Origin of the sequence: Pseudomonas sp. R1-6 (assembly GCF_051132115.1) — a bacterium.
Classification (GTDB): domain Bacteria; phylum Pseudomonadota; class Gammaproteobacteria; order Pseudomonadales; family Pseudomonadaceae; genus Aquipseudomonas.
In genome coordinates, this window is the sequence record NZ_CP071662.1 from 4,375,231 (window position 1) to 4,401,888 (window position 26,658).

At 57.8% G+C, this 26,658-nt stretch carries 23 protein-coding genes; 9 read left to right on the forward strand and 14 right to left on the reverse strand.

Annotated features, from left to right (window positions below; translation table 11 throughout):
- The first annotated feature begins 126 nt into the window (after positions 1–126).
- From J3P81_RS19780 to rlmF, 3 genes are all read left to right on the forward strand, one after another.
- Complete coding sequence (locus J3P81_RS19780; protein ID WP_434560451.1) at positions 127–2,973, forward strand: valine--tRNA ligase; 2,847 nt, start codon at positions 127–129, stop codon at positions 2,971–2,973.
- 365 nt (positions 2,974–3,338) lie between these two features.
- A complete protein-coding gene (locus J3P81_RS19785; protein ID WP_434560453.1) occupies positions 3,339–4,301 on the forward strand; it encodes an IS110 family transposase in 963 nt (320 codons plus the stop codon).
- Positions 4,302–4,394: 93 nt separating this feature from the next.
- Positions 4,395–5,414 (forward strand): 23S rRNA (adenine(1618)-N(6))-methyltransferase RlmF, encoded by a 1,020-nt coding sequence (gene rlmF, locus J3P81_RS19790; RefSeq protein ID WP_434560455.1) that lies wholly within the window; start codon positions 4,395–4,397, stop codon positions 5,412–5,414.
- A gap of 171 nt (positions 5,415–5,585) precedes the next feature.
- Here the strand turns inward: rlmF and J3P81_RS19795 are convergent, their stop codons facing one another.
- On the reverse strand, positions 5,586–5,867 hold the full coding sequence (locus J3P81_RS19795) for an HU family DNA-binding protein (protein WP_030139622.1): 282 nt from the start codon (positions 5,865–5,867) through the stop codon (positions 5,586–5,588).
- A gap of 396 nt (positions 5,868–6,263) precedes the next feature.
- Here J3P81_RS19795 and yejK point away from each other — a divergent pair, with 396 nt between their 5' ends.
- A complete protein-coding gene (gene yejK / locus J3P81_RS19800; protein ID WP_434560457.1) occupies positions 6,264–7,268 on the forward strand; it encodes a nucleoid-associated protein YejK in 1,005 nt (334 codons plus the stop codon).
- A 571-nt stretch (positions 7,269–7,839) separates the two neighbouring features.
- Here the strand turns inward: yejK and J3P81_RS19805 are convergent.
- From J3P81_RS19805 to J3P81_RS19845, 9 genes are all read right to left on the reverse strand, one after another.
- A complete protein-coding gene (locus tag J3P81_RS19805; RefSeq protein ID WP_434560459.1) occupies positions 7,840–9,045 on the reverse strand; it encodes a DUF2599 domain-containing protein in 1,206 nt (401 codons plus the stop codon).
- 78 nt (positions 9,046–9,123) lie between these two features.
- Positions 9,124–10,341 (reverse strand): DUF2599 domain-containing protein, encoded by a 1,218-nt coding sequence (locus tag J3P81_RS19810; RefSeq protein ID WP_434560461.1) that lies wholly within the window; start codon positions 10,339–10,341, stop codon positions 9,124–9,126.
- A 564-nt stretch (positions 10,342–10,905) separates the two neighbouring features.
- Positions 10,906–12,123, reverse strand: a complete 1,218-nt coding sequence (locus tag J3P81_RS19815; RefSeq protein ID WP_434560463.1) for a DUF2599 domain-containing protein — start codon at positions 12,121–12,123, stop codon at positions 10,906–10,908.
- 79 nt (positions 12,124–12,202) lie between these two features.
- Positions 12,203–13,420, reverse strand: coding sequence for a DUF2599 domain-containing protein (locus tag J3P81_RS19820; RefSeq protein ID WP_434560465.1), 1,218 nt, complete (start codon positions 13,418–13,420; stop codon positions 12,203–12,205).
- Positions 13,421–13,679: 259 nt separating this feature from the next.
- Positions 13,680–14,615 carry a glutathione S-transferase family protein gene (locus J3P81_RS19825; RefSeq protein WP_434560467.1) on the reverse strand — a complete coding sequence of 312 codons (936 nt, stop codon included), beginning with the start codon at positions 14,613–14,615 and terminating at the stop codon, positions 13,680–13,682.
- 79 nt (positions 14,616–14,694) lie between these two features.
- Entirely contained in the window at positions 14,695–15,018 is a 324-nt protein-coding gene (locus J3P81_RS19830) for a GIY-YIG nuclease family protein (RefSeq protein ID WP_420765371.1), read from the reverse strand.
- A gap of 40 nt (positions 15,019–15,058) precedes the next feature.
- Positions 15,059–15,529 carry a nuclear transport factor 2 family protein gene (locus J3P81_RS19835; RefSeq protein ID WP_420765372.1) on the reverse strand — a complete coding sequence of 157 codons (471 nt, stop codon included), beginning with the start codon at positions 15,527–15,529 and terminating at the stop codon, positions 15,059–15,061.
- An 87-nt stretch (positions 15,530–15,616) separates the two neighbouring features.
- Positions 15,617–16,945 carry a CynX/NimT family MFS transporter gene (locus tag J3P81_RS19840; protein ID WP_434560469.1) on the reverse strand — a complete coding sequence of 443 codons (1,329 nt, stop codon included), beginning with the start codon at positions 16,943–16,945 and terminating at the stop codon, positions 15,617–15,619.
- The gene (locus J3P81_RS19845) at positions 16,935–17,594 is read right to left on the reverse strand and encodes a FadR/GntR family transcriptional regulator (protein WP_434560471.1); all 660 of its coding nucleotides are present in this window, start codon (positions 17,592–17,594) and stop codon (positions 16,935–16,937) included. The genes J3P81_RS19840 and J3P81_RS19845 overlap by 11 nt, the downstream gene beginning before the upstream one ends.
- Positions 17,595–17,761: 167 nt before the next feature.
- Here J3P81_RS19845 and J3P81_RS19850 point away from each other — a divergent pair, with 167 nt between their 5' ends.
- Both J3P81_RS19850 and J3P81_RS19855 read left to right on the forward strand, forming a co-directional pair.
- Positions 17,762–18,073, forward strand: a complete 312-nt coding sequence (locus J3P81_RS19850; RefSeq protein ID WP_420765375.1) for a type II toxin-antitoxin system MqsR family toxin — start codon at positions 17,762–17,764, stop codon at positions 18,071–18,073.
- Complete coding sequence (locus J3P81_RS19855; protein ID WP_420765376.1) at positions 18,070–18,555, forward strand: type II toxin-antitoxin system MqsA family antitoxin; 486 nt, start codon at positions 18,070–18,072, stop codon at positions 18,553–18,555. The genes J3P81_RS19850 and J3P81_RS19855 overlap by 4 nt, the downstream gene beginning before the upstream one ends.
- A 56-nt stretch (positions 18,556–18,611) precedes the next feature.
- Here the strand turns inward: J3P81_RS19855 and J3P81_RS19860 are convergent, their stop codons facing one another.
- From J3P81_RS19860 to J3P81_RS19875, 4 genes are all read right to left on the reverse strand, one after another.
- Positions 18,612–19,376 carry an amino acid ABC transporter ATP-binding protein gene (locus tag J3P81_RS19860; protein ID WP_003178331.1) on the reverse strand — a complete coding sequence of 255 codons (765 nt, stop codon included), beginning with the start codon at positions 19,374–19,376 and terminating at the stop codon, positions 18,612–18,614.
- 10 nt (positions 19,377–19,386) lie between these two features.
- Entirely contained in the window at positions 19,387–20,484 is a 1,098-nt protein-coding gene (locus J3P81_RS19865; RefSeq protein ID WP_420765377.1) for an amino acid ABC transporter permease, read from the reverse strand.
- Positions 20,485–20,494: 10 nt separating this feature from the next.
- The gene (locus tag J3P81_RS19870; protein WP_420765378.1) at positions 20,495–21,676 is read right to left on the reverse strand and encodes an amino acid ABC transporter permease; all 1,182 of its coding nucleotides are present in this window, start codon (positions 21,674–21,676) and stop codon (positions 20,495–20,497) included.
- Positions 21,677–21,741: 65 nt separating this feature from the next.
- A complete protein-coding gene (locus J3P81_RS19875) occupies positions 21,742–22,773 on the reverse strand; it encodes an amino acid ABC transporter substrate-binding protein (RefSeq protein ID WP_186610954.1) in 1,032 nt (343 codons plus the stop codon).
- A gap of 470 nt (positions 22,774–23,243) precedes the next feature.
- Here J3P81_RS19875 and J3P81_RS19880 point away from each other — a divergent pair, with 470 nt between their 5' ends.
- From J3P81_RS19880 to J3P81_RS19890, 3 genes are all read left to right on the forward strand, one after another.
- A complete protein-coding gene (locus J3P81_RS19880) occupies positions 23,244–23,900 on the forward strand; it encodes an alpha/beta hydrolase (RefSeq protein WP_420765379.1) in 657 nt (218 codons plus the stop codon).
- Positions 23,901–23,997: 97 nt separating this feature from the next.
- Positions 23,998–25,473 (forward strand): ATP-dependent RNA helicase RhlB, encoded by a 1,476-nt coding sequence (rhlB, locus tag J3P81_RS19885; RefSeq protein ID WP_434560473.1) that lies wholly within the window; start codon positions 23,998–24,000, stop codon positions 25,471–25,473.
- A 166-nt stretch (positions 25,474–25,639) separates the two neighbouring features.
- Entirely contained in the window at positions 25,640–26,587 is a 948-nt protein-coding gene (locus tag J3P81_RS19890) for an ornithine cyclodeaminase family protein (protein ID WP_434560475.1), read from the forward strand.
- The last annotated feature ends 71 nt before the right edge of the window (positions 26,588–26,658 follow it).

The window sequence follows — 26,658 nt, forward strand, 5'->3', positions numbered from 1 at the left end:
GCGGGCAAGCTCGCGCCCACAGGGGTCAACTGTCTCCGCATTCATCGCAGCTTGTGGCTTGCACCAGCCCTGCCCGCTATACTTCCCGGCTTTTCCTGAATAAATGCCTATAGGGTCCCGCCGCGCATGGATAAGACCTACCAGCCGCACGCCATTGAAACTTCCTGGTACAACACCTGGGAGTCCGAGAATTATTTCGCTCCGCAAGGCGCGGGCGATTCCTACACCATCATGATCCCGCCGCCGAATGTCACCGGCAGCCTGCACATGGGCCACGGTTTCAACAACGCGATCATGGACGCCCTGATCCGTTTCCGTCGCATGCAAGGTCGTAATACGTTGTGGCAACCGGGCACCGACCACGCCGGTATCGCCACCCAGATGTTGGTGGAGCGCCGCCTCGAAGCCCAGGGCCAGAACCGTCATGACCTGGGTCGCGAAAAATTCCTGGAGAAAGTCTGGGAATGGAAAGAGGAGTCCGGCGGCAACATCACCCGCCAGATCCGCCGCCTCGGTTCGTCCGTGGACTGGAGCCGCGAGCGCTTCACCATGGACGACGGCCTCTCGGAAGCGGTGAAGGAAGCCTTCGTGCGCCTGCATGAAGACGGTCTGATTTACCGCGGCAAGCGCCTGGTCAACTGGGACACCAAGCTGCACACGGCGATTTCCGACCTCGAAGTGGAGAACCACGACGAGAAGGGTTTCCTGTGGAACCTGAAGTACCCGCTGGCCGACGGCGCCAAAACCGCCGAAGGCAAGGATTACCTGATCGTTGCCACTACCCGTCCGGAAACCATGCTCGGCGACGCCGCCGTGGCGGTGAACCCGAACGACGAGCGCTATAAGGCATTGATCGGCAAGTTTGTCGAGCTGCCGTTGGTGGGCCGTCGTATTCCGATCATCGGCGACGATTATTGCGACCCTGAATTCGGCACCGGTTGCGTGAAAATCACCCCGGCCCACGATTTCAACGACTACGAAGTCGGCAAGCGCCACAACCTGCCGCTGCTGAACATCTTCGACAAGAACGCCAATGTCTTGCCAGCAGCCCAGGTATTCAACCTCGATGGCACGCTGAACGAGAACGTCGACGGCCAGATTCCGGCCGAATTCGCCGGCCTGGAGCGCTTCGAGGCACGCAAGCAGATCGTCGCGGCCTTCGAAGCCGCCGGCCTGCTGGTGAGCGTCGATGATCACGCCCTGAAAGTCCCGAAAGGCGACCGTTCCGGCACCATCATCGAGCCGTGGCTGACCGATCAATGGTACGTGTCCACCAAGCCATTGGCCGAGCCGGCGATTGCCGCCGTGGAAGACGGCCGCATCCAGTTCGTGCCCAAGCAATACGAAAACATGTACTTCTCGTGGATGCGCGACATCCAGGATTGGTGCATCAGTCGTCAGCTGTGGTGGGGGCATCGCATCCCGGCCTGGTACGACGAGTCGGGCAAGGTCTACGTTGGCCGTGATGAAGCCGAAGTCCGCGCCAAGCACAACCTCGGCCCGGACGTTGCCCTGCAACAGGACAACGACGTGCTCGATACCTGGTTCAGCTCCGGCCTGTGGACCTTCTCCACCCTAGGCTGGCCGCAGCAGACCGAATTCCTGAAGAAATTCCACTCCACCGACGTGCTGGTCACCGGCTTCGACATCATTTTCTTCTGGGTCGCCCGGATGATCATGATGACCATGCACTTGATGAAAAACGAAGACGGTACCCCGCAGGTGCCGTTCAAGACCGTTTACGTCCATGGCCTGGTGCGCGACGGCCAGGGCCAGAAGATGTCCAAGTCCAAGGGCAACGTCCTGGATCCGCTGGACATCATCGACGGCATCGACTTGGAAACCCTGGTGCAGAAACGCACCTCCGGCCTGATGCAGCCAAAACTGGCGAAGAAGATCGAGAAAGCCACCCGCGAAGAGTTCGCGGACGGCATCGCCAGCTACGGCACCGATGCCCTGCGTTTCACTTTCTGTTCGCTGGCATCCACCGGCCGCGACATCAAGTTCGACATGGGCCGCGTCGAAGGCTATCGCAACTTCTGCAACAAGATCTGGAACGCCGCGCGTTACGTGTTGGATAAAGGCGAAGATTGCGGCCAGAACGGCGAAGCCTACGAGCTGACCCTGGCGGATCGCTGGATCATTTCCCAGCTGCAACGCACCGAAGCCGAAGTAACCCGCCAGCTCGACCAGTTCCGTTTCGACCTGGCGGCGCAAGCGCTGTACGAGTTCATCTGGAACCAGTATTGCGACTGGTACCTGGAACTGTCCAAGCCGGTTTTGTGGGACGAAAACGCTCCGGTCGAGCGCCAGCGCGGCACCCGTCGCACCTTGGTTCGGGTATTGGAAGTGGCCTTGCGCCTGGCGCATCCGTTCATGCCGTTCATCACCGAGGAAATCTGGCAGCGCGTCGCGCCGCTGGCTGGTGCACAGGGCAAAACGATCATGCTGCAACCATGGCCGGTGGCCAATGAGAGCCGCATCGATCCGGCGGCCGAAGACGACATCGAGTGGCTGAAGACCTTCATGCTCGGCCTGCGCAACATCCGCGCCGAAATGAACATCGGCCCGGGCAAGCCGCTGACCCTGTTCCTCAAAAACGCCAGCGCCGAAGACCTGCGCCGCCTCAACGAGAACGAAGCGCTGCTCAAGAAGCTGGCGAAGCTTGAATCGGTGACCGTGCTGGCTGCCGGCGAAGAGGCGCCGCTGTCGGCCACCGCGTTGGTTGGCGAGATGGAAGTGCTGGTGCCGATGGCCGGGCTGATCGATAAGGCCGCCGAACTGGCGCGCCTGGACAAGGAAATCCTGCGCCTGAAGGGTGAAGTCCAGCGCGTTGGCGGCAAGCTGTCGAACGCCGGCTTTGTCGACAAGGCGCCGGCCGAAGTCATCGAGAAGGAACGGGCCAAGTTGGCCGAGGCTGAGCTGGCCCTGGGCAAGCTGGCCGAGCAACACGCGCGGATTTCCAGTCTGTAACGGTTGTTCGCAATGAAAAGGGAGGTCCAGCTGGACCTCCTTTTTTATGCCTGCCACTTTTCTTTCAGGTATCGCCCCCCTGTGGGAGCGAGCTTGCTCGCGATGGCGGCGGGTCAGCTTGCATCAGCGCTGGATGTGCCGCTGTCATCGCGAGCAAGCTCGCTTGTATGTTTAGACTTGAAGGGGTGGGCAGGACTAAAAGCTCGATTCCGACTCTAGCCAGTACGGACCGTGGGAGACTTCTCATCCCGCCCTTTCTACCTAAAGCGCCGATAAGGAATTCATCGGTAAAACCGACGATAGAAGCAAGCCAGCGCTACGGTAGACCCCGACAAGCATCTAAACCCTAGCTCCGAGGATTCGAGATGACAATCCTTACCTCTCCAGCGGTTATCGGTATTGATGTCGCCAAGGCTGAAATTGTCGCTTATCGCGAGGATCTGAAAAGCATTCAAATCGTCGATAACAATCGTGAAGCCCTTGTCCGTTGGCTCAAAATGTTGCCAGCGCAAAGCTTGATTGCCTTGGAAGCCACCAGCTTTTATCACCTGGATACGGCTGAACTGGCCCATGGGATGGGGCACAGGGTTTATGTTGTGGATGCCTATCGTGTGGCCCATTACCGCGAAAGCATTGGGCAGCGGGCAAAAACCGACCCTTGTGATGCACGTTTGCTGGCGCGTTATCTAACGAATGAACAGCAACGGTTACGTGCCTGGACACCACCTTCAGATGCCTACAAAGTGCTAAGAAGCCTGCTACGCAAGCGTGCAGAACTGATCAAAGCTCGCGTCAGCCTCATGCTGAGCTGGTCGAGCGAACCGCTTCTGAAAGATATCCTGACCCAGCAACTGGACGCCTTCAAGCAAAGCGATCGGGCCATTCAGAAGTTATTGCGTGAAGCCAGCCAAGGGGCGGGGATTACTGAGAATATCAACCGCTGCAAAGCCATTGAGGGTGTGGGCGAACTGACGGCAACAAGCCTGGCGACCGCATTCATGCGAGGTGACTTCGCCAGCGGCGATGCGTTCATTGCCTTTTTAGGGATGGACCTGAGGCCAAAAGACTCCGGAAAAAAACACAGTCCCAGACACCTGAGCAAGAAAGGAGATGGCGAGCTGCGACGCTTGGCACACACCGCAGCAATGGCGGCTTGCCGGTCTCCAGTCTGGAAGCCTTACTACGAGTCCTGCTTGGCAAGAGGTTTCGCCAGAACCCAAGCGTTGGTGAGCCTCGCCCGTAAATTGTGTCGGGTGGCATTCGCCCTGATGAAAAACCAGAGCGAATATCGCTCTAATTCTATGCTGCAGGGTTCCCCTGCAACATAGAATCTCCCACATTTAACCCGCGCAGTCATCAAGAACGGACCAGATGTGGGACAATGCCCGCCACTTTTTGACCAGCCCCGAATCGACCCGCCCATGACCGCCCCTCGCACACCCAAGCCTGCCCGCCAGAAGCCCAAGCCTGCCACCGAGGCCAAGGCGCCACGGGAGAAAGCCAGCCTGCACCCGCGCAACCGCCACCAGGGCCGTTATGACTTTGCAGCGCTGATCAAGAGCACGCCCGAACTGGCGAGGTTCGTAATCATCAACCCCTACGGCAAGGAAAGCATCGATTTCGCCAGCCCTGAAGCCGTGCGGGTGTTCAACCGGGCGCTGCTCAAATCGTTTTACGGCATCGCGCATTGGGACATTCCCGCTGACTACCTGTGCCCGCCGGTGCCAGGGCGTGCGGACTATGTGCATTTTCTCGCCGATCTGCTCGCCAGCCACAACGAAGGTGAAATCCCCCGCGGGGCTGCGGTAAAGGTGCTGGATATCGGCACCGGCGCCAATTGCGTCTATCCGCTGATCGGCTACAGCGATTACCGCTGGCATTTCCTCGGCTCGGAGATCGATCCGACGGCGATTGCCTCGGCCAAGACGATCGTGCAGTCCAACGGGCTGACCAAGGCCATCCAGTTGCGCCAGCAAACCAACCGCAAGCAGATTCTGCTGGGCCTTCTGGAAAGCGCCGAACGCTTCGACCTGACGATGTGCAACCCACCGTTTCACGCCTCCCTGGAAGAAGCGACCAAGGGCAGCCAGCGCAAATGGCGCGCGCTGGGCAAAGCGGATCCGAAGCGCAAGTTACCGGTGCTGAACTTCGGCGGCCAGGCGGCGGAGTTGTGGTGCGAGGGCGGCGAGGCGCGGTTTGTCACGCAACTGATCAGCGAAAGCGCACAGGTGGCGGGCCAAGTGTTGTGGTTCAGCACCCTGGTATCGAAGGCGTCGAACCTGCCGGCCATCGAGACAGCGCTGAAAAAAGCGGGGGCCTTGCATAGTCAGGTGGTGGAAATGTCCCAGGGACAAAAACAGAGCCGCTTCGTGGCCTGGACCTTCCAGACCGAGGCACAGCAACAGGCTTGGCGCCAGTCGCGTTGGGTTCGCAAGGGTTGAGTGGAGCCACCCAATACAAAGTACTCGCAGTTGGGGCTGCTGCGCAGCCCAGCGGGAGCAAGCTCCCTCGCCACGGGTTTACTGCGACAGCATTGCCGTCTCACTGGTTTTTCCAAGGCAATAAAAAACCGTGCCCGGGTCGCTCCGCGGCACGGTTTTTATCGGGCGGTCTTACTTGTTGACCGCGTCGGTCAGGCCTTTGGCCACAACCAGCTTGATCACTTTCTTGGCCGGGATTTCGATGGCTGCGCCAGTCGAAGGGTTGCGACCGGTACGGGCAGGACGCTCGGTGACTTTCAGCTTGCCAACGCCTGGCAAGGTCAGTTCGCCGCCGTTTTCCAGCTGATCGGCAACGACTTGGCCCAGTTGGTCCAGCAGAGCACGCACGGTAGCTTTAGGTGCGTCTACAGATTCAGCCAAATCAGCGATCAGTTGGTCTTTAGTAAGAGCCATGTAGTGTTCCTTCCCTATCAAATTCATATGGATTGCAGAGTGCAGTGTCAGCCATCGAGCCCGATCTGTCTGATCAGCCGCCCTCGGTCATCACCACGACGGATCGGGGTAATAGATGCCGAAATCCGGGTTTGGTTCGACCTGACAAATGCTGAATGCACGCTTAACGCAGTGACATCGCGTAAGACCGGGCAAAACTAGCACAACGCCTGTGAAATATCCGCCTCTACCTACCCATTTGGTCAGCTTTATTGCGCTAAATCGGTAAAAAAAATGCTCGCAGGGTGTCGGAAGGGTCTGAAAGGGCCTTCGACGCGTTGCAAAACCAGTGATTGCGGTACACTGAGCCCTTTTTCGGGGAGCGCGCCCTCCTCTCTTTCACCAGCCGAGAAATCCATGCCGATCCGTCATTGCATCGTCCACCTGATCGACAAAAAACCCGACGGCACGCCTGCTGTGCTTCACGCCCGCGACTCTGAACTCGCCGAGTCCACGGCCATCGAGAACATGCTCGCCGATCTAAACGAGAGCTATAACGCCAAGCAAGGCAAGGCCTGGGGATTTTTCCATGCCGAGTCCGGCGCGCATCCGTTCAGCGGCTGGCTGAAGGAGTACCTGGACGGCGGTAAGGACTTCACCGCCTTCAGTCGTGTGGCGGTGGAACACCTGCAAAAACTGATGGAAGAGTCCAACCTGTCGGTAGGCGGCCACGTGCTGTTTGCCCACTACCAACAGGGCATGACCGATTACCTGGCCATCGCCCTGCTGCACCACAGCGAAGGCGTGGCAGTCACCGACGAGCTGGACGTGACCCCGTCCCGCCACCTGGACCTGGGCCAGTTGCACCTGGCGGCGCGGATCAACGTGTCGGAATGGCAGAACAACAAGCAATCCAAACAGTACATCTCGTTCATCAAGGGCAAGAATGGCAAGAAAGTCTCGGAGTACTTCCGCGACTTCATCGGCTGCCAGGAGGGCGTCGACGGCCCTGGCGAGACCCGCACCCTGCTCAAGGCCTTCAGTGATTTCGTCGAAAGCGAAGACCTGCCGGAAGACGATGCCCGGGAAAAAACCAAGACCCTGGTGGACTATGCCAGCAGCCAGGCCAAGCTCGGTGAGCCGATGGGCCTGGAAGAGCTCTCCGAGCTGATCGATGAAGATCGCCCGAAGGCCTTCTACGACCACATCCGCAACAAGGACTACGGGTTGTCACCGGAAATCCCGGCGGATAAACGCACCCTCAACCAGTTCCGCCGCTTCACCGGCCGCGCCGAAGGCTTGTCCATCAGCTTCGAAGCGCACTTGCTGGGCTCGAAGATTGAGTATGACGAAGAGGCTGGGACGTTGATCATCAGGGGGTTGCCGACTTCGTTGACTGATCAGCTCAAGCGTCGTAATTGATATTCAGCACAGCCACTGAGTATCGCCTCAACAGCACGCCATCGATGCCCCGCGATGGCGTTGTTTAAATCCCCGTGAGCTGGACAACGGTCGCCCAGAATACATGGACGCCGTTGGTCGGCACTGTCAAGTTCTACAGTATTATTACCTTTGATGCACCAGATAAGTTTATATGCGTCCAGCTGCCGCGCGGCTGGATGACGCCATGACCGAATAGTACGTGGAGCATATAAAAATGAAATCGAATCATCGTCGTCCAATCTTCCGTATGCAACAGGTAGCCCGTCTTGGCCTGTTAAGTTTAATGGTATCAATCTATGCCGAGTCAGCTTTTGCCGCCCCCTATACTTGTGTATACCTTACGATTCAAGGCGTACAACAAGGACCCCCTATTCAAATCAACGCAACTACGTACCCAGACGCCGTGAACCAAGCGAGAAATTTTTTTAGGACGCAGCCTTTTTACAATGCTACGAGCAATTGGATTAGCTGCAGCCCTTGACCCACTCCCAACCAACGCCCAAAGCAACCGCTTTGGGCGTTTGGATAAACCTTATCTTCCCCTCGAACATCAAATCGGATTACAACCTGCCGCCACTGCCGCGTCATGGGAAACGTTGGATCTGAAGGGTTCCATATTCCACTCCGATTTATTGCGTGAGATAGTGAAGTGACAAGCCAGTTGGCGACGCATTCCACCGCCATCATTATTTACCCAGCGCGGATCGTCGCCGTATCGTTTTACCAATTCTGCATACACCGCGTCTGTGCTTTGCGACGTGGCCATGCGGCCCCTGTCGGTAGGAACGACAGACAGGCTCCATTCGTCTTTCCGTGTGCCAGGGTCATAACGCTTTATCCATTTGGCATAGTTGATGTATCCGTCCATTGGATCGGCCATCTGGATGGCTTGGTCTGCCTCTTTGAAAACAAAACTGGCATCTTGGGCCCGGGTACCAGGCAATGTCATTGCAATAACGGGCACTACAACTCTGGTTGTCGAGTAATAATCCCTTTGATCATACCGGGCATCTGACAGCCCCCCCGGCAGATAAAAGATGGCTTTTATTGGCAACGTCTCAGGCCGGCTGACGTCCCACGCAGCCGTAGCCAACCTCATTTCATTTTGTTGATGAATGGTTCCGTTGTCACCCAGGCTCATTGCTTTGATGGCCTCGTTGAAAGAGATGGTGGCCTTTTCATTGGCATCATCTTTTACATTGAAGCCGCACTGACTGAGGTTATCGAAACGGTCGGCAACATGCTTGTCGTACCATTGCTGCGCTGTATAGATGCCCTGCCGATGGCAGAGGTCGCTGTTTGATGTGGCTCCTTGAGCGACGCCACAGCCATTTTCGGCCCGAACATTAGTTGCCCCATCCACCGGAAACATGCATAAAACGGCAACTCTTTGCCTTCCCACAGGTGCAAACAACGGAGGAAATATAATAAAACCGTTATTCTCGTCGCGAACCAATCTTCTGAATTCCGCATCAGCTCTTAGGTAGGAGAATGAAAACCCTCCACTTGCGACAGCTGCGGGGCTAGGCGCCCAGAACTTATAGGCGCTAGAAGGAATCGTCGCCCGAAAAATAATACCGCTGCATAAGAAACCCGGCATAGAAGCTGTGCCGCAATTAACAGGCGTGTCGTTATAGAGCGTCTTCAATTCATAAGCGACCTGTGCCCCTGAAGTCTCCAATGCTTGGACCACTGAGGCGAACGACAGCGACAACCCAAAACCAGTTGATATCAGAGCTTGCGCTAAATATCTCATGTCAACCTCTCTTACTAAAGATTAAAACAAGAGCACCGCCAACTCTCTCATAACGCGGCGCCACACGGGACGAATTCGCTAGGTATTATTGCAACCTGCTGCCACGGCTTTTTCATGGGTGGTATAAGGGCGAAATGGCTCAAGATTCCATACATCCTTTGTACGCACGGTAGAAATCAAACACACCAGTTGCCGGCGCATCCCTCCACCGTCCCGTTCTTTCCACTCGGCACTGTTGCCATAATTACGCAACATTTCACTGTAGAACGCCTCGGTTTGTCCGGCCCCGATTGATCTCCCGCAGTCCGTCGGAATGACCGATAGCGTCCAAGCCTGCGCATTCAAACCCGGGTCAAAACGTTTCTCCCAAGAAGCCGAATCGATATATCGTTTACAAACGACATCTCCCAGCGAAGCCTGGTCAGCACTACTGTATGTAAACGTTGCGTCTTGCCCCGGGGTGGCGGGGAAGGCCAGTTTAATAACGGGCACAAATCTCCCGCCATCGGCATAAAATGCTCGCTGGTCTTTTTTAGCGAATTCCACCCCCCCGGTCAGATAAAAAAACGCTTGTATTGGAAGTTGCTCAGCTAGCCCAGAAGACCATGCTGCGATCCGTAGTTCGTTATTATTGGGACCAGCGTTGCTGAAATTTTCGCCCTCTGTATATTTCATGGAGCGAAGCGTCGCTATAAATGCTTCGGCACCCTTTCCCTGTGGATTTGCCGCTACGTTAAATCCGCAGGCACGACGATGGGAGCTCTCATTATTCCGGTAATGCGTATTCCATTGCCCAGCGGTAGTGACGCCAAGGTTCTGACAGTAGTCTTCAATCTGAGGTGTTGACGTGTGGTCACCACAGCCGGCCGAAAGCCGAGTATGACTACTGGCGTCAACAGGAAAGGCGCAAAGCACGCTGACGTTGGTCATCGTACTGACCGGCTTTAGGAACTCCGGATAAAGGATATAACCATTTTTATGGAAAGACGCTAGGGCCTTGAACTTTGCATCTTTTCGTAAGTATGAAAAAGACGTGCCGCCCTGAGCAGTTGATTGGGGGCTCGGGTCCCAAGCCCTGTAGTTGTCGGAATATACCGTACCTCGCAAGATGACGCCCGAACATAAAAAGGAAGGCCTGCTGACTGCTCCGCAATCGGTCGTCAGATCGTTATAATTTCGCCTCAACTGATCTGCGACTTCAACGCCACGTTGATCCGGAGTCGCGTAGGGCAATAGCGTTGCGCCGCATAACGTCAACCATGCGGAAGCCGCTGACACGATATATATATATTTCATAGCGCACCCGTTCTTTAACTTTCCACCCACAGTGAAACGCAGCGCTCAAGCGCCGCCCACTGTCGGAACTGACAGTTTTTAGAACTGATCCGCTATAAACGATGGGGGAAATCAAACAGAAAACGCTAGACGCGGCCGTCCGTTGCGCTGGCCAATTAGGATTTTCTTCGACCGGCAGGCAATAACGGAATCCTGGAAACCGCTATTGCCTGGCCATGGAGTGGATTGAAGCTTCAAGCTGGATGGGAGGGTGCTTCAGTTGACGAAAGACTGAAACCCAGCCGTGGAAAATGCAGCGATCCAGACAGTACATCTCGCTCATCAAGGGCAAGAAAGGGCTTGCCAACTTCGTTGACTGATCAGCTCAAGCGTCGTAATTGATATGCAGCACAGCCACTGAGTATCGCCTCAACAGCGCGCCATCGATGCCTCACGATGGCTTTGTTTGATCGCCATAAATTGGAAATGGTCGCCCTGAACTCCTGATTGCCGTTGGTCGGCACTGTCAACCTCTACAGTATTATTACAAGCACCTGCTTTTGGGCGTTTGGATAAACCTTATCCTCACCCCGAAAATGGAATCGGATTACAACCTGCCGCCACTGCCGCTTCATGGGAAACGTTGGGTCTGAAGGGTTCCATATTCCACTCCGATTTATTGCGTGAGATAGTGAAGTGACAAGCCAGTTGGCGACGCATGCCACCGCCATCATTATTTACCCAGCGCGGATCGTCACCGTATCTTTTTACCAATTCTGCATACACCGCGTCTGTGCTTTGCGACGTGGCCATGCGGCCCCTGTCGGTAGGAACGACAGACAGGCTCCACTCGTCTTTCCGTGTGCCAGGGTCATAGCGCTTTATCCATTTGGCGTAGTTGATGTATCCGTCCATTGGATCGGCCATCTTGATGGCTTGGTCTGCCGCTTTGAAAACAAAACTGGCATCTTGGGCCCGGGTACCAGGCAACGTCATTGCAATAACAGGCACTAGAACTCTTGTTGTCGAATAATAATCCCTTTGATCATACTGGGCATCTGCCAACCCCCCCGGCAGGTAAAAGAAGGCTTTTATTGGCAACGTCTCAGGCCGGCTGACGTCCCACGCAGCCGTAGCCAACCTCATTTCATTTTGTTGATGAATGGTTCCGTTGTCACCCAGGCTCATTGCTTTGATGGCCTCGTTGAAAGAGACGGTCGCCTTTTCATTGGCATCGTCTTTTACATTGAAGCCGCACTGACTGAAATTACTGTGACCATCGGCCACTCTCTTTTCGTACCATTGCTGTGCTGTATAGATGCCCTGCCGATGGCAGAGGTCGCTGTTTAATTTGGCGCCTCGAGCGACGCCGCAGCCATTTTCAGCCCGAACGTCAGTTACACCGTCCACCGGAAACATGCATAAGACGGCAACTCTTTGCCTTCCCACAGGCGCAAACAACGGAGGAAATATAATAAAACCGTTATTCTCGTCGCGAACCAATCTTCTGAATTCCGCATCAGCTCTTAGGTAGGAAAATGAAAACCCTCCACTCGCGACAGCTGGGGGGCTAGGCGCCCAGGACTTATAGGCAGTAGAAGGAATTGTCGCCCGAAAAATAATACCGCTGCATAAGAAACCCGGCATAGAAGCTGTGCCGCAATTAACAGGCGTGTCGTTATAGAGCGTCTTCAATTCATAAGCGACCTGTGCCCCAGAAGTCTCCAATGCTTGGACCACTGAGGCAAATGACAGCGACAACCCAAAACCAGTTGATATCAGAGCTTGCGCTAAATATCTCATGTCAACCTCTCTTACTAAAGATTAAAACAAGAGCACCGCCAACTCTCTCAATAACGCGGCGCCACACGGGACGAATTCGCTAGGTATTATTGCAACCTGCTGCCACGGCTTTTTCATGGGTGGTATAAGGGCGAAATGGCTCAAGATTCCATACATCCTTTGTACGCACGGTAGAAATCAAACACACCAGTTGCCGGCGCATCCCTCCACCGTCCCGTTCTTTCCACTCGGCACTGTTGCCATAATTACGCAACATTTCACTGTAGAACGCCTCGGTTTGTCCGGCCCCGATTGATCTCCCGCAGTCCGTCGGAATGACCGATAGCGTCCAAGCCTGCGCATTCAAACCCGGGTCAAAACGTTTCTCCCAAGAAGCCGAATCGATATATCGTTTACAAACGACATCTCCCAGCGAGGCCTGGTCAGCACTACTGTATGTAAACGTTGCGTCTTGCCCCGGGGTGGCGGGGAAGGCCAGTTTAATAACGGGCACAAATCTCCCGCCATCGGCATAAAATGCTCGCTGGTCTTTTTTAGCGAATTCCACCCCCCCAGTCAGATAAAAAAACGCTTGTATTGGAAGTTGCTCAGCTAGCCCAGAAGGCCATGCTGCGATCCGTAGTTCGTTATTACTGCGACCAGCGTTGCCGAAGTTTTCGTCCTCTGTATATTTCATGGAACGAAGCGTCGCTTTAAATGCCTCGGCACCTTTTCCCTGTGGATTTGCCGCTACGTTAAATCCGCAGGCACGATAATGGGAGCTCCCATTATTTCGGTAATGCGTATTCCATTGCTCAGCGGTAGTTATGCCAAGGTTCTGACAGTAGTCTTCAACCTGAGGTGTTGACGTAAAGTCACCACAGCCGGCCGAAAGCCGGAGATGACTCCCGGCATCAACAGGAAACGCGCAAAGCACGCTGGCCCTGGTCATCGTGCTGACCGGCTTCAGGAACTCCGGATAAAGGATATAACCATTTTTATGGTTAGACGCCAGGGAGTTGAACTTCGCATCTTTCCGTAAGAATGAAAAAGACGTGCCGCCCTGAGCAGTTGATTGGGGGCTCGGATCCCAAGCCCTGTAGTTGTCGGAATATATCGTACCTCGCAGGATGACGCCCGAACATAAAAAGGAAGGTCTGCTGACTGCTCCGCAATCGGTCGTCAGATCGTTATAATTTCGCCTCAACTGATCTGCGACTTCAACGCCACGTTGCTCCGGAGTCGCGTAGGGCAATAGCGTTGCGCCGCATAACGTCAACCATGCGGAAGCCGCTGACACGATATATATATATTTCATAGCGCACCCGTTCTTTAACTTTCCACCCACAGTGAAACGCAGCGCTCAAGCGCCGCCCACTGTCGGAACTGACAGTTTTTAGAACTGATCCGCTATAAACGATGGGGGAAATCAAACAGAAAACGCTAGACGCGGCCCGTCCGTTGCGCTGGCCAATTAGGATTTTCTTCGACCGGCAGGCAATAACGGAATCCTGGAAACCGCTATTGCCTGGTCATGGAGTGGATTGAAGCTTCAAGCTGGATGGGAGGTGCTTCAGTTATGTGGACGAAAGACTGAAACCCATCCGCGGAAAATGCACATGCACTGCTCCGGCGCGCTCATCTTCGCGACGCAAGATCAGCTCCTCACTGCCTGCAAACAACAACTCCCCGGCCACCGGATCGACCCCATAGTCAGTCGCGGCGACCACTACCTGCTGCCCCACCACAAAGCCATTTGGCTCATTGAACAATTCATCCGGCAACGCTGCCGGCGTCGCGTTCCGGGCCACGTCCAACGCCTCTTCGGAGCTCATCTCTTTCGGCGCGCCATGACCGAAACCCAGCACCCGCGACAGCCAAGCCGATACCGCAGGGTATTCGTCCACCAACGGCGAAGTGACGGGCGTGCCCTTGAGGAACCACAGCGGATGAGCCATGGCAAAGTCGGCAATCGAAGGATCACCCAGCAGGAAATCCCCCTCTTCGCGCTGCAACTGCTGCTCAAGCCGCGCCATGATCGTCGGCCATTGGTGCTTGGCCTGCTCGGCGGACAACCGCGTGGCCGTGCCGCCACTGAACAAGCCAGCGCGGTCGCTGATGAACGCCTTGATCGCTTCAGGCAGCAACTTGGCAAAACGCACCGCCACCGACTCCGGCTGGAACACCAGACTCACCGCATGCTGGAACACCACCGAATCGGCCCACGCCGCAAAGGACGCCGCGATCATTTCACGACCTTCAGGGAACAGCGCCGGCGAGGCTTTTTCCTGCTCCAACCGACGGGCCATCAAGGCGGTGTCGCAATAGATATCCGCGCCGATTTGCAGGACCGGTGTCTTGCGGTAGCCGCCGGTGAGCGCGGTCAGGTCGGGCTTGGGCATCATCGGCGGGATGTTCACTGAGCGCCAGGCCAAGCCTTTATAACCCAGCAGCAGGCGGGCTTTTTCCGCGAAAGGAGATGTCGGGTAATGGTGAAGAATCAGCTCTGACATGAGATTCGCCAATGCAGGTAGGAAGTCCCGCACTTTAGCGCGCCAAGGAACAACAGCCTACCGGCGTGATGAAGGACTATCAGCGCGGTTGATCAAGAGCCGTTGCGCTGGCTACCAGGCATTCCTTGGCGCTCTTCCTGAGCTTCTTGATCAGCCGTTCCTGGCGCAGGGCCTCGCCCTTGTCGCGACAGGCCTCGGTGTACACCAGCGCCACGGCCGGGCTGGACAGGAAGAAGCGCGCGCCCTTGCCGCTTTGATGCTTGGCGAAGCGCCGCACCGGGTCATCGCTGATGCCGCAGTACAACGAGCCATTGGCGGCCCGCACCAGGTAGACGAACCAGGGCTTGCCCGGCTCGGTCGCCTCGGGCACGCACAGCTCGGAAGATTCGTTGGCGGTCGTCACGGATGTTCAACAAGCAGGTAGGAAACAAGCCGCGATCTTATCAGCGACTGGCCTGGAACGCCCGCAGCCCCTTGAGGGCCTGCGCCCTGACAGCGTTGCGCACCAGCGGCGTCCAGCCCAGCAAGAGACCCTTGGCGCCCAAAGCCTGGCGAGACCAGCGCCACAGATCGAAATTGTCGTGGTGCTCGCAGATCTTGTCATCGCGAAACACAAAGCGCGCCTGGATATCGTTGACCACGATATTGCCGGTCTGGCTGAACAGGTACGTTGCCACCCAATGGGCGCCGCCGCTGCGCTCGTCGCTGCGCACATTGTCGAACGTCAGGGAAAAATCCTTGGCCCGAGTGGTCAACATGCGCCACATGTCACCGGCATCGCGCCCGCGCAGTTCGCCGAACGCCGGATCGCTGAACACCACGTCATCGGTATAACAAGCGCTCATGGCCTCGGCATCCAAGCGTTGGAAGGCCTGGTAGAAACGGGTGATCAGGGCGTTATGGGCATCACTCATGGACAGGCTCCGGGAAACGGTTCGACAGGCCTGCACGATAATCCCCCGCCGCCGGGAAGACCATCGTCATTCGCCATGAAAATGATATCAATGAGGCTCGGTGACTCTTTCGCTGACCACGCCGACGTACAGAGCCCGACCGGCACCGACTCCCGCGATGATCGCCCCCAGGCCAATCACGCCGAAGATCCAGCCCAGAGCACTCCAGCCGCCAGTCCAGTCATGTACCACGCCCACCGCGAACGGCCCCAGGGACGCCAGCGTGTAACCAAAGCCCTGGGCCATGCTCGAAAGGTTCGCGGCCACGTGGGCGTCGCGCGAGCGCAATACGATCAGGGTAAGGGCCAGGCTGAACGTCGCGCCCTGCCCCAACCCCAACAAGATCGCCCAGCCCCACAGGCCCTCGATAGGGGCATAGAGGCAACCGAACAGACCGCCGAGGGCCATGACCATCACAATCACGATGGCGAGCCGTTGGTCCTTGCCGCGCGTTGCCAGCCATGGCGCCGCCAGCGAGCTGATCAATTGCACGATCACCGAACCGGACAGCACCAGCCCGGCCTGGGTAGGCGTCAGGCCCCGGCCGATGAGAATCGACGGCAGCCAACCGAATACGATGTAGGCCAGGGAAGACTGCAACCCCATGTACAACGTCACCTGCCAGGCCAATGGATCACGCAGCAGACCGCGGACACGATAGGCCACGTTGTGAGCGCCGTGCTTGTGCCCCACTTGCGGTAACCAGAACACCGCGGCCAATAGCGCAGGCAGCATCCAGAAACCCAGGCCAAGCGACCAGCTATCGCCCATTCGTTCGCTCAAAGGCACCGTAGCCCCGGCCGCCATCGCGGCGCCCAGGCACAGCGCCATGGTGTAGACACCGGTCATGGCCCCAGCCTGTTTGGCGAAGTCGCGCTTGACGATGCCCGGCAGCAGCACGCCGATCACGCCAATGCTGGCACCTGCCAGGATGCTACCGGCGAACAGCCCGAACTGGCCGAACGAACTGCGCAGAATGATCCCGCCAGCCAACGTGAGCAAAATCCCCAACACGACGCGCTCTGCGCCAAAACGCCGAGCCAGAACCGGAGCCAGCGGTGCAAACAACCCCAGGCAAAGCACGGGCAGCGTAGTCAGCAGGCCCGCTTGGGCAGCCGACAGTCCAAGGCTTTTTGAAACATCACTGAGCAGCGGCGCCATGCTCGACAGAGCCGGACGCAGGTTCAGCGCCACCAGAATCAGCCCGAGCAACAACAGCCAGGGCCGGCGCACCAATGGATGGTTCTGCTGGGCTTGCTCATCGTCGGCTTCGGCGTCGATCAGCAGTTCTTCGAGTTCGGCGGCGCGTTTGTGCGTCGTCGCGGTGGCGTGGTCAAGCGGGTCGCGGGACATGGAAAGCTCTGGTTCAGGGTTCATTGATCAACTGCCGGCAAAGGGCCTTGGCCCGCTCCGGCTCCTGTCGTTCGACGGCGTCGAGGATTTCGACATGCAGGTCGAACACGTGTTGATGGCGAGGAATGACGTTGAGGCTCTGGCGCAACTGCGCGCCGATCACGCTGGAAAAATAACGATAGAGCTCGCTGAGGGCCGGGTTATGCGCGGCATCCACCAGAAGCCGATGGAAAATCAGGTCGCAGGCGATGTAGTGCTCCAGGTCGCCGTGGTAATGCTCGCCGCTGGTTTTCAGCGCCTGGCGCAAGGCAGCCAAATCCGCCTCGGTGCGCCGCAGCGCCGCCAGGCCAATGGCCTCCACTTCCAGGATGTGCCGGGTTTCCCTCGCCTGCTCCAGCGAGCAGCGCGACAACGCCTTGAGCGTGTCCAGCGGATCGACCACCGCCCGCACATAGCTGCCGTCGCCCTGACGGATTTCGATCAACCCGGAAAACGCCAGCACGCGCATGGCTTCGCGCACGGTGTTGCGGCTGATGCCCAACTCGGCAACCAGCTCCGGCTCGGTGGGCAGGCGCTGGCCGACGACCCACACGCCGTCGCTGATGCGTTGGCGCAATTGCTCCAAGGCCTGATCGACCAACGAGCGCTTTATCAATGGAGAAATGTCGGACATGGGCTTCGCCTTTTCATCCAATCATGGGATGAATTTTCTGACATGTTAGTCAGCTTCGTGTAGGACAGCAACCGCCTACGTTTTATTGGAGGTAAAAGATCCTGAAATTTCGATTGGACACAATTACCCAATATGGGTAATTTCAGAAACAGGGCAAATGACTTCTTATGGAAAAGAGCACACCCCATTACGACCTGGCGGTGGTCAAGGTCGAGACTCGCAGGTTGGGAAGCAAGGCCTTCACGCTAAGTGCGCGGGAGGGCGGCAGAAGGATGTCGCTGAGTCTTCCCCAAATGCTGCGAATCGTTCAATTGCTCGAATACAGAATGTTGCACAAATCAATGACGACCTACGCCGATCACCGAATCTGGCAAGACGTCTATCACACAACATTTCAGGATCGGGAGATCTACATCAAAGTGTCCTATCGCCCCGGCGGTGGGCATCCGGTGATCTCCTTCAAGGAGAAAAACCAATGAAAACCCAGCAATGCGTCAGCTGCGGCACTCTCGAAGCGATGCATCACTTCCAAGGCCGCACATTTGCGGTCGACTATAAGCAGGTTACCCGGCAAGTATCCGACATCGCCGGATGGGAATGCCGGATCTGCGGGGAAATCGAATTCGATCACGACACTGACAGTGCCGAGCGTTACTCCAAGGCCAGCGACCTGTTGCTCGAAGATTATGCGCTGGCCATAGGTGCGGAAATCAAACGCATCCGGCGCAAACTGCACCTCACGCAAAAAGACGCAGTGAAGCTGTTGTCGGGAGGCGGACACAACGCCTTCTCCCGCTATGAGCGCGGCGAAGTCGCCCCGGCTCAATCGCTGTTCGTGCTGATGCGGCTGCTTGATCGCCATCCGCATCTGATGGCTGAGGTCGTTGCGCTGAGTGACGGAGCCGATTTGCAGCGACTGCTGTCGAGTCGCCATGGGGAACGCGACACGGCGGATCTCTGACCTGCGGACAAAAATAAACCCGGACAAGTCCGGGTCTATTTCGCCGCCTAATCAGATCAATGCAGGATCTGGCTGAGGAACAGCTTGGTGCGGTCGTTCTGCGGGTTGTCGAAGAAGTCGTTCGGCGCGGCCTGTTCGACGATTTCACCCTTGTCCATGAAGATCACACGGTTCGCCACGGTACGGGCGAAGCCCATTTCGTGGGTTACGCAGAGCATGGTCATGCCGTCTTCGGCCAGGCCGATCATGGTGTCCAGAACCTCTTTCACCATTTCCGGGTCGAGGGCCGAAGTCGGCTCGTCGAACAACATGATCTTCGGTTTCATGCACAGGGCGCGGGCAATCGCCACGCGCTGTTGCTGACCACCGGAGAGCTGACCCGGGTATTTGTGCGCCTGCTCTGGAATGCGAACGCGCTCCAGATAGTGCATGGCGATTTCCTCGGCCTTGCGCTTGGGCATCTTGCGCACCCACATCGGCGCCAGGGTGCAGTTCTGCAGGATGGTCAGGTGCGGGAACAGGTTGAAGTGCTGGAACACCATGCCGACTTCACGACGGATCGCTTCGATCTGCTTGAGGTCGTTGGTCAGCTCGACGCCGTCGACCACGATGCGACCCTGCTGGTGCTCTTCCAGGCGGTTGAGGCAGCGGATAGTCGTGGACTTGCCGGAACCCGACGGGCCGCACAGCACGATGCGCTCGCCCTGCTTGACGTTCAGGTTGATATCTTTCAACACGTGGAACTGGCCGTACCACTTGTTCACGCCCTGCATCTGAATAATGCCTTCAGGGCTCACAGGCTGTTTGATCGCTTCACTCATGAGTCAACTCCTAACGCTTGTGGCCAGTGTCCAGCTTGCGTTCCAAATGCATGGAATAGCGGGACATACCAAAACAGAAAATCCAGAACACCAGGGCGGCGAACACATAGCCTTCAGTGGCCATGCCCAGCCATTTCGGGTCGGCGGCAGCTTGTTTCACGCTGTTGAGCAGGTCGAACAGGCCGATGATGATCACCAGGCTCGTGTCCTTGAACAACGCGATAAACGTGTTGACGATCCCCGGGATCACCATTTTCAGGGCTTGCGGCAGAATCACCAGGCCCATGCTGCGCCAGTACCCCAGGCCCATCGCCGCGGCCGCTTCGTACTGCCCCTTGGGAATCGCTTGCAGGCCACCGCGAACCACTTCGGCCACGTAGGCCGACTGGAACAGGATCACGCCGATCAGCGCCCGCAGCAGCTTGTCGAAGTTCATGCCTTCAGGCAGGAACAACGGCAGCATGACCGAGGACATGAACAGCACTGTGATCAACGGCACGCCGCGCCAGAACTCGATGAACGTCACGCAAACCACGCGGATCGCCGGCAGGTTGGAGCGACGGCCAAGCGCAAGGACGATACCCAGCGGCAAGGCTCCGGCGATGCCGACGGTGGCAATCACCAGAGTCAGCATCAGGCCGCCCCACTGGCTGGTCGCCACGGTATCCAGGCCCAGCACGCCGCCGTGCAACAGGCACCAGGCGATGATCGGGTACAGCACCAGGAAGCTCAGGCCGTAGATCGCCTTGCGCGGGAAGCGCGAGATGAACAGTGGCGCCACGCCGATCACGGCCAGCCACACGGTCAGGTCCACGCGCCAGCGCAGGCCCGTCGGGTAATAGCCGTACATGAACTGGCCGAAACGCTGCTGGATGAACACCCAGCAGGCGCCTTCCTTGGTGCAGTCGGCCTGGGTGGTGCCGACCCAGTTGGCATCCAGGATCGCCCATTGCAGGATCGGCGGAATGATCAGGTAGATCAGGTAGAACGCAAACAACGTCAACAGCGTGTTGAGCCAGCTGGAGAACATGTTGGCGCGCATCCATGCCACCACGCCGATACTGCTGCTCGGCGGTGGCATGTCGGGTTTGAAAGTATGAGATGTCATGCGCGTTTCCTCACCGCTCGATCAGCGCAATGCGCTTGTTGTACCAGTTCATCAGCAAGGAAATGCTGATACTGATCGCTAGGTACACGCTCATGGTGATCGCAATCACCTCGATGGCCTGGCCGGTCTGGTTCAACACCGTGCCGGCAAACAGCGAAACCATTTCCGGGTAACCGATACCAGCCGCCAGGGAAGAGTTCTTCGCCAGGTTCAGGTATTGGCTGGTCAACGGCGGAATGATCACACGCAGGGCTTGCGGGATGATGACTTTGCGCAAGGTCGGACCGTTGCGCAGCCCCAGGGAACGGGCCGCCTCGGTCTGGCCATGGCTGACCGACTTGATGCCCGAGCGCACGATCTCGGCGATGAACGCCGCGGTGTACACGGTCAAGGCCAGGGTCAACGCAAGCAGCTCCGGGATCAACACCCAGCCGCCGACGAAGTTGAAGCCCTTGAGCTGTGGCATTTCCCAATGCACAGGCGCCCCGAAGACCAAAGCGCAGATTGCCGGGATCACCAGGAACAGCGCCAGGCCGACCCAGAATTTGTGAAACGGCTCGCCCGTCGCTTCGAAGCGCTTGTTGGCCCAGCGCGTCATCAGCACGATCGCGACAATCGCCAGCACGATGCTGATCACGAACGGCCAGAACCCATCGGCCACCAGCGCCGCCGGCATGTTCAGGCCCCGGCTGCTGACGAAGAACGTGTCACCGAAATTGTGGGCAGCCCGTGGTCCCGGCATGGTCAGGAATACGGCGAAGTACCAGAACAGGATTTGCAACAGCGGTGGGATGTTACGGAAAACCTCCACATAGACGGTCGCCAGCTTGGAGATGATCCAGTTCTGCGACAAGCGTGCGACGCCGATGATGAACCCCAGGATGGTCGCCAGGATCACGCCAATGAAGGTCACCAGGAGGGTGTTGAGCAGACCGATGACAAAGACGCGGGCATAACTGTCCGCTTCGGTGTAGTCGATCAGATGTTGGGCGATGCCGAACCCGGCACTGCGCTCCAGAAAACCGAAACCGGACGTGATGCCCCGGTGTTCCAGGTTGGTTTGTGTGTTATCGAACAGAAACCAGCCCAGCGAAATAACCGCCACGATGGTGACGATCTGAAATACCCACGCACGCACTCGTGGATCGCTGAGGCTGAACCTCTGCTTAGGTGCGCCGATTGAATTTTGCATGAAGTGCCCCGCAAAGAATGGAACAGAACATCACCCGGTGGTTGGCCCACCGGGTGATAGAACCATCAGCGCACTGGTGGTGCGTATTGGATGCCGCCTGCGTTCCACAGAGCGTTCAGACCGCGATCGATTTGCAGCGGGGTGTCTTTGCCGAGGTTGCGCTCGAACATTTCGCCGTAGTTGCCGACTTGCTTGACGATCTGCACGACCCAGTCCTTAGGCAGCTTCAGGTCTTTACCGTATTCACCGTCAGCGCCCAGCATACGAGCGACGTCAGGGTTCTTGGTGGACTTGGCTTCGGCTTCGACGTTCTTCGAAGTCACGCCTGCTTCTTCGGCATTGAGCATGGCGAAGCCAGTCCAACGCACGATAGCCAGCCACTCGTCGTCGCCGTTACGCACGACCGGGCCCAGAGGCTCCTTGGAAATGGTTTCCGGCAGAACCACGTAGTCCTTTGGCGAGGCCAGCTTGCTGCGCTGGGCGAACAGCTGGGACTTGTCGGAGGTCAGCACGTCGCAACGACCGGATTCCAGCGACTTGGCGCTTTCATCGGAGGTGTCGAAGGTGATCGGGGTGTACTTCAGGCCGTTGGCGCGGAAGTAGTCGGATACGTTCAGTTCGGTGGTGGTACCGGCCTGGATGCAGATGGTTGCACCGTCCAGTTCTTTGGCGCTCTTGACGCCCAGTTTGCTGTTGGCCAGGAAACCGATGCCGTCATAGTAGGTGATGAAGCCAGGAAACTTCAGGCCCATGCCCGCATCACGGGAGCTGGTCATGGTGGAGTTGCGCGACAGCACGTCGATTTCGCCCGATTGCAGCGCGGTGAAGCGCTCCTTGGCGTTCAACTGGCTGAACTTGACCTTGGTCGCATCGCCAAATACCGCAGCGGCAACGGCACGGCAGAAGTCAGCGTCGATACCGACGATCTTGCCGGTGGAATCTGGCACCGAGAAGCCCGGCAAGCCATCACTTACACCACATTGCACAAAACCTTTCTTCTGCACGGCATCCAGGGTTGCACCCGCCTGAGCGAACCCGCTGACGCCGAGGACTGCTGCTGCAGTCACGACTGCCAGGGTGGATTTCAGTAACTTCATTCAAACCTCCAGTTTTGCTCTTGTTGTGTCGGAGCTTGAGCCCTGTCGCACCCTTTTGAGGCATTGCCGACCCCTGTTGGCTTTTTTTAGGGTCGACCGACGTCTGGGCCTTCGCTATGAGTCTATTAATGAGAGCGCCCATCAACAGCGGCCTGCTCACTTCTCACCAATCGGCCGAACGGGCTGTAGCCCTTCACGTTCGCGAAGCCCGTAGCGGCTATTGGCGAACATCCATCACCGGATTTCTGATATCCCATGCGTCGCGTCTAGCTGATAGTGTTACCGCGCAGCGTAAGAATCATCACTCAGCTACCCCATAGCAAAGCCCGTACCATACCGCTGCGCTTACCCCATACCGGGTACGTCAAGACAAAAAGTTGTAGCATTGCGACATGTAATTAACTGAGGCACCAAGCGCGCACCGTAACCATGCACTGATCGAGCGCGCCCGCACATTTTTGGAGCACACCATGACCGACCCCTTGATTCTCGAGCCTTCTGGCACCGCCGATGCCTGCATTATCTGGCTCCACGGCCTGGGCGCCGATCGCTACGACTTCATGCCGGTAGCCGAAATGTTGCAGCAAAGCCTGCTCACCACACGTTTCGTCCTGCCTCAAGCACCCACTCAGCCCGTCACCATCAATGGTGGCTATGCCATGCCAAGCTGGTACGACATCCGCGCCCTGAGCCCGGCTCGAGCCATTGACGAAGATCAACTCGAAACCTCGGCCCAGCGGGTCATCGACCTGATGGAGACCCAGCGATCCAGCGGAATAGACGCTTCGCGAATCTTCCTCGCGGGTTTTTCCCAAGGTGGCGCGGTGGTCTATCACACCGCATTCGTCAAATGGCAGGGGCCCTTGGGGGGCGTTATCGCGCTGTCCACTTATGCGCCAACTTTCAGCGAGGAATTGCAACTCTCTGCCAGCCAGCAGCGCATCCCGGTACTGGCGTTGCACGGACAATACGACGAGGTGGTCCTCAACCCGATGGGCCGGACGGCGAAAGAGTATCTGAAGCAGCATGGTGTCACCGTGACATGGCAGGAATACCCAATGGGCCACGAAGTGTTACCCGAAGAGATCCGCGACATCGGCGCCTGGCTGGATAAGCAGTTGCGCTAAGAGGCCTATCGCACGCCAGCGCTTTGATGAACACACTACGCCGCGCCCGTTTCTTGCATTACACTGGCCGGCGTACATTCCTTAACCAATCGATGAGATGACCGTGCTCAAAGCACTCAAGAAGATGTTCGGTAAAAGCGAGGCCGAGCAGCTCGCGCCTGTCGCCAGCGCGCCCCAGGCCCCGAACCGCGCCGATGCGCAGCAGTCGCGCCGGACCGCACCGCCGGTTGCGGAGGCGAAAACAACGCCGCCAACCGCCACCGCAGCCCAGCCTGTCGCGGCCCCTACCCAGGAAAAGCCACGCAGCGAAGCGCCAAGGCCGCGCCGCGAACGCGCACCAAAACCGCCCGTCGTCGCCTGGAAGCTCGAGGACTTTGTCGTAGAGCCCCAGGAAGGCAAGACCCGCTTCCACGATTTCAAGCTCGCCCCTGAATTGATGCATGCCATCCAGGACCTGGGCTTCCCCTATTGCACGCCGATCCAGGCGCAGGTGCTCGGTTACACCCTCGCTGGCAAAGACGCCATCGGCCGTGCCCAGACCGGCACCGGCAAGACCGCCGCATTCCTGATTTCCATCATTACCCAATTGCTTCAGACCCCACCGCCCAAGGAACGCTATATGGGCGAACCGCGCGCGCTGATCATTGCGCCGACCCGCGAACTGGTGGTGCAAATCGCCAAGGACGCCGCCGACCTGACCAAGTACACCGGTCTGAACGTGATGACGTTCGTGGGCGGCATGGATTTCGACAAGCAGCTCAAGCACCTCGAAGCCCGCCACTGCGACATCCTCGTGGCCACGCCGGGCCGCCTGCTGGATTTCAACCAGCGCGGCGACGTGCACCTGGACATGGTCGAAGTGATGGTGCTGGACGAAGCCGACCGCATGCTCGACATGGGCTTCATTCCCCAGGTCCGCCAGATCATTCGCCAGACCCCGCCGAAAAGCGAACGCCAGACCCTGCTGTTCTCCGCCACCTTCACCGACGATGTGATGAACCTCGCCAAGCAATGGACCACCGACCCGGCCATCGTCGAGATCGAAGCCGAGAACGTCGCCAGCGAAAATGTGGAGCAGCACATCTACGCCGTTGCCGGTGCCGACAAGTACAAGCTGCTCTACAACCTGGTCAACGACAATGGCTGGGAGCGGGTGATGGTATTTGCCAACCGCAAGGACGAAGTGCGCCGCATCGAGGAACGCCTGGTGCGCGACGGCGTCAACGCCGCCCAGCTCTCGGGCGACGTGCCGCAGCACAAGCGGATCAAGACACTGGAAGGTTTCCGCGAAGGCAAGATCCGCGTGCTGGTCGCCACCGATGTGGCGGGTCGGGGCATTCACATCGACGGCATCAGCCATGTGATCAACTTCACCTTGCCTGAAGTACCGGACGACTATGTGCACCGCATTGGTCGCACGGGTCGTGCCGGGGCAGCAGGTGTATCGATCAGCTTTGCCGGCGAAGACGACTCTTACCAGTTGCCGTCGATCGAAGCGCTGCTGGGTCGCAAGATCAGTTGCGAGATGCCACCGACTCATCTGTTGCGGCCGGTTGAGCGCAAGCGGCCCTAACGTCGAGACGGACGCAACGCGTCCATTCAGGCATTCCCACGCAGCGCGTGGGAATGATCAGCGCAGCCAACACAGGCTGCGTTTTTTTTGCCCGGGGATATTGCTCGAATAAACTAAAAGTCCATAATGGACAAATTAGTTTATTCGAGACCACCCGGAGTCTACGATGACCAGTACGCCTTATGTCATGACCCAAGCCCAGGCCCGAGAACTGCTCGGGCACGTCGATGTGCTGGCAGTCCTGCGCAAGCTGTTCCGCGATCTTGCGGCCGGGCAAGCGGTGCAGCCGCCCCAGCAAAGGGTGGTGTTTCCCGAGGGCGCCGGGGACTTCATCAACTTCCTCGGTGTGCTGGCTCAAGACCAGGTCTATGGGGTCAAGACCTCGCCCTACATCGTGCGCGAGCAAGGGCCACTCATCACCGCCTGGACTTTGCTGATGTCGATGCAGACCGGCCAGCCGTTGATGCTGTGCGATGCCGCCGAGCTGACGACCGTCCGCACCGCGGCCACCACCGCCGTCGCCATCGATGCCCTCGCCCCGCACAACGCCAGGCGCCTGGCGGTCATCGGCAGTGGCGCGCTGGCGCGCGCCCATGTGCAGTACGTCAAGGGACTGCGGGATTGGCAAGGCATCAGTCTCTATTCGCCAAGCCTCAAAGAGCGCTCAACCCAGGATCTCGCGCAAATCACCGGGCTCGACCCGCGCCTGCACATCGCCGATACACTTGAAGCCGCGTTGCACGACGTCGATGTGGTGATGCTCTGCACCTCGTCCGCCGTAGCGGTGCTTGACCCGCAGACCTTGGGCAAACCTGCGCTGATCACTTCCATCAGCACCAATGCCCCACGTGCCCATGAAGTCCCGCCCCAGAGCCTCAACGACATGGATGTGTTCTGCGACTATCGTCAGACCACTCCGGGCTCGGCTGGCGAGATGTTGGTCGCCGCTGAACAGCATGGCTGGGAGCCTTCAAGCATTGTGGGTGACTTGCCCGATCTGCTGAGCGAACGTGCGGCGCGACCAAACTATGAGCGCCACGTGTTTTTCCGTTCCATTGGGTTGGGGCTGGAGGATGTTGCGCTGGCGAATGCGCTTTACCAACTTCTCGACTGACACACCCATTTTCCCTTGTGGGAGCGAGCCTGCTCGCGAAAGCGGTTTATCAGATAAATACGCGTGACTGA

What these genes read in the sequence shown, in the direction of transcription:
- J3P81_RS19815 (WP_434560463.1), bottom strand. Translation starts at nt 12,123, where the DNA reads ATGAGATATTTAGCGCAAGCTCTGATATCAACTGGTTTTGGGTTGTCG.
- rhlB (WP_434560473.1), top strand. Translation starts at nt 23,998, where the DNA reads ATGACCGTGCTCAAAGCACTCAAGAAGATGTTCGGTAAAAGCGAGGCC.
- J3P81_RS19825 (WP_434560467.1), bottom strand. Translation starts at nt 14,615, where the DNA reads ATGTCAGAGCTGATTCTTCACCATTACCCGACATCTCCTTTCGCGGAA.
- J3P81_RS19855 (WP_420765376.1), top strand. Translation starts at nt 18,070, where the DNA reads ATGAAAACCCAGCAATGCGTCAGCTGCGGCACTCTCGAAGCGATGCAT.
- yejK (WP_434560457.1), top strand. Translation starts at nt 6,264, where the DNA reads ATGCCGATCCGTCATTGCATCGTCCACCTGATCGACAAAAAACCCGAC.
- J3P81_RS19865 (WP_420765377.1), bottom strand. Translation starts at nt 20,484, where the DNA reads ATGACATCTCATACTTTCAAACCCGACATGCCACCGCCGAGCAGCAGT.
- J3P81_RS19890 (WP_434560475.1), top strand. Translation starts at nt 25,640, where the DNA reads ATGACCAGTACGCCTTATGTCATGACCCAAGCCCAGGCCCGAGAACTG.
- J3P81_RS19875 (WP_186610954.1), bottom strand. Translation starts at nt 22,773, where the DNA reads ATGAAGTTACTGAAATCCACCCTGGCAGTCGTGACTGCAGCAGCAGTC.
- J3P81_RS19870 (WP_420765378.1), bottom strand. Translation starts at nt 21,676, where the DNA reads ATGCAAAATTCAATCGGCGCACCTAAGCAGAGGTTCAGCCTCAGCGAT.
- J3P81_RS19785 (WP_434560453.1), top strand. Translation starts at nt 3,339, where the DNA reads ATGACAATCCTTACCTCTCCAGCGGTTATCGGTATTGATGTCGCCAAG.
- J3P81_RS19860 (WP_003178331.1), bottom strand. Translation starts at nt 19,376, where the DNA reads ATGAGTGAAGCGATCAAACAGCCTGTGAGCCCTGAAGGCATTATTCAG.
- J3P81_RS19840 (WP_434560469.1), bottom strand. Translation starts at nt 16,945, where the DNA reads ATGAACCCTGAACCAGAGCTTTCCATGTCCCGCGACCCGCTTGACCAC.
- J3P81_RS19805 (WP_434560459.1), bottom strand. Translation starts at nt 9,045, where the DNA reads ATGAGATATTTAGCGCAAGCTCTGATATCAACTGGTTTTGGGTTGTCG.
- rlmF (WP_434560455.1), top strand. Translation starts at nt 4,395, where the DNA reads ATGACCGCCCCTCGCACACCCAAGCCTGCCCGCCAGAAGCCCAAGCCT.
- J3P81_RS19780 (WP_434560451.1), top strand. Translation starts at nt 127, where the DNA reads ATGGATAAGACCTACCAGCCGCACGCCATTGAAACTTCCTGGTACAAC.
- J3P81_RS19845 (WP_434560471.1), bottom strand. Translation starts at nt 17,594, where the DNA reads ATGTCCGACATTTCTCCATTGATAAAGCGCTCGTTGGTCGATCAGGCC.
- J3P81_RS19810 (WP_434560461.1), bottom strand. Translation starts at nt 10,341, where the DNA reads ATGAAATATATATATATCGTGTCAGCGGCTTCCGCATGGTTGACGTTA.
- J3P81_RS19850 (WP_420765375.1), top strand. Translation starts at nt 17,762, where the DNA reads ATGGAAAAGAGCACACCCCATTACGACCTGGCGGTGGTCAAGGTCGAG.
- J3P81_RS19795 (WP_030139622.1), bottom strand. Translation starts at nt 5,867, where the DNA reads ATGGCTCTTACTAAAGACCAACTGATCGCTGATTTGGCTGAATCTGTA.
- J3P81_RS19880 (WP_420765379.1), top strand. Translation starts at nt 23,244, where the DNA reads ATGACCGACCCCTTGATTCTCGAGCCTTCTGGCACCGCCGATGCCTGC.
- J3P81_RS19820 (WP_434560465.1), bottom strand. Translation starts at nt 13,420, where the DNA reads ATGAAATATATATATATCGTGTCAGCGGCTTCCGCATGGTTGACGTTA.
- J3P81_RS19835 (WP_420765372.1), bottom strand. Translation starts at nt 15,529, where the DNA reads ATGAGTGATGCCCATAACGCCCTGATCACCCGTTTCTACCAGGCCTTC.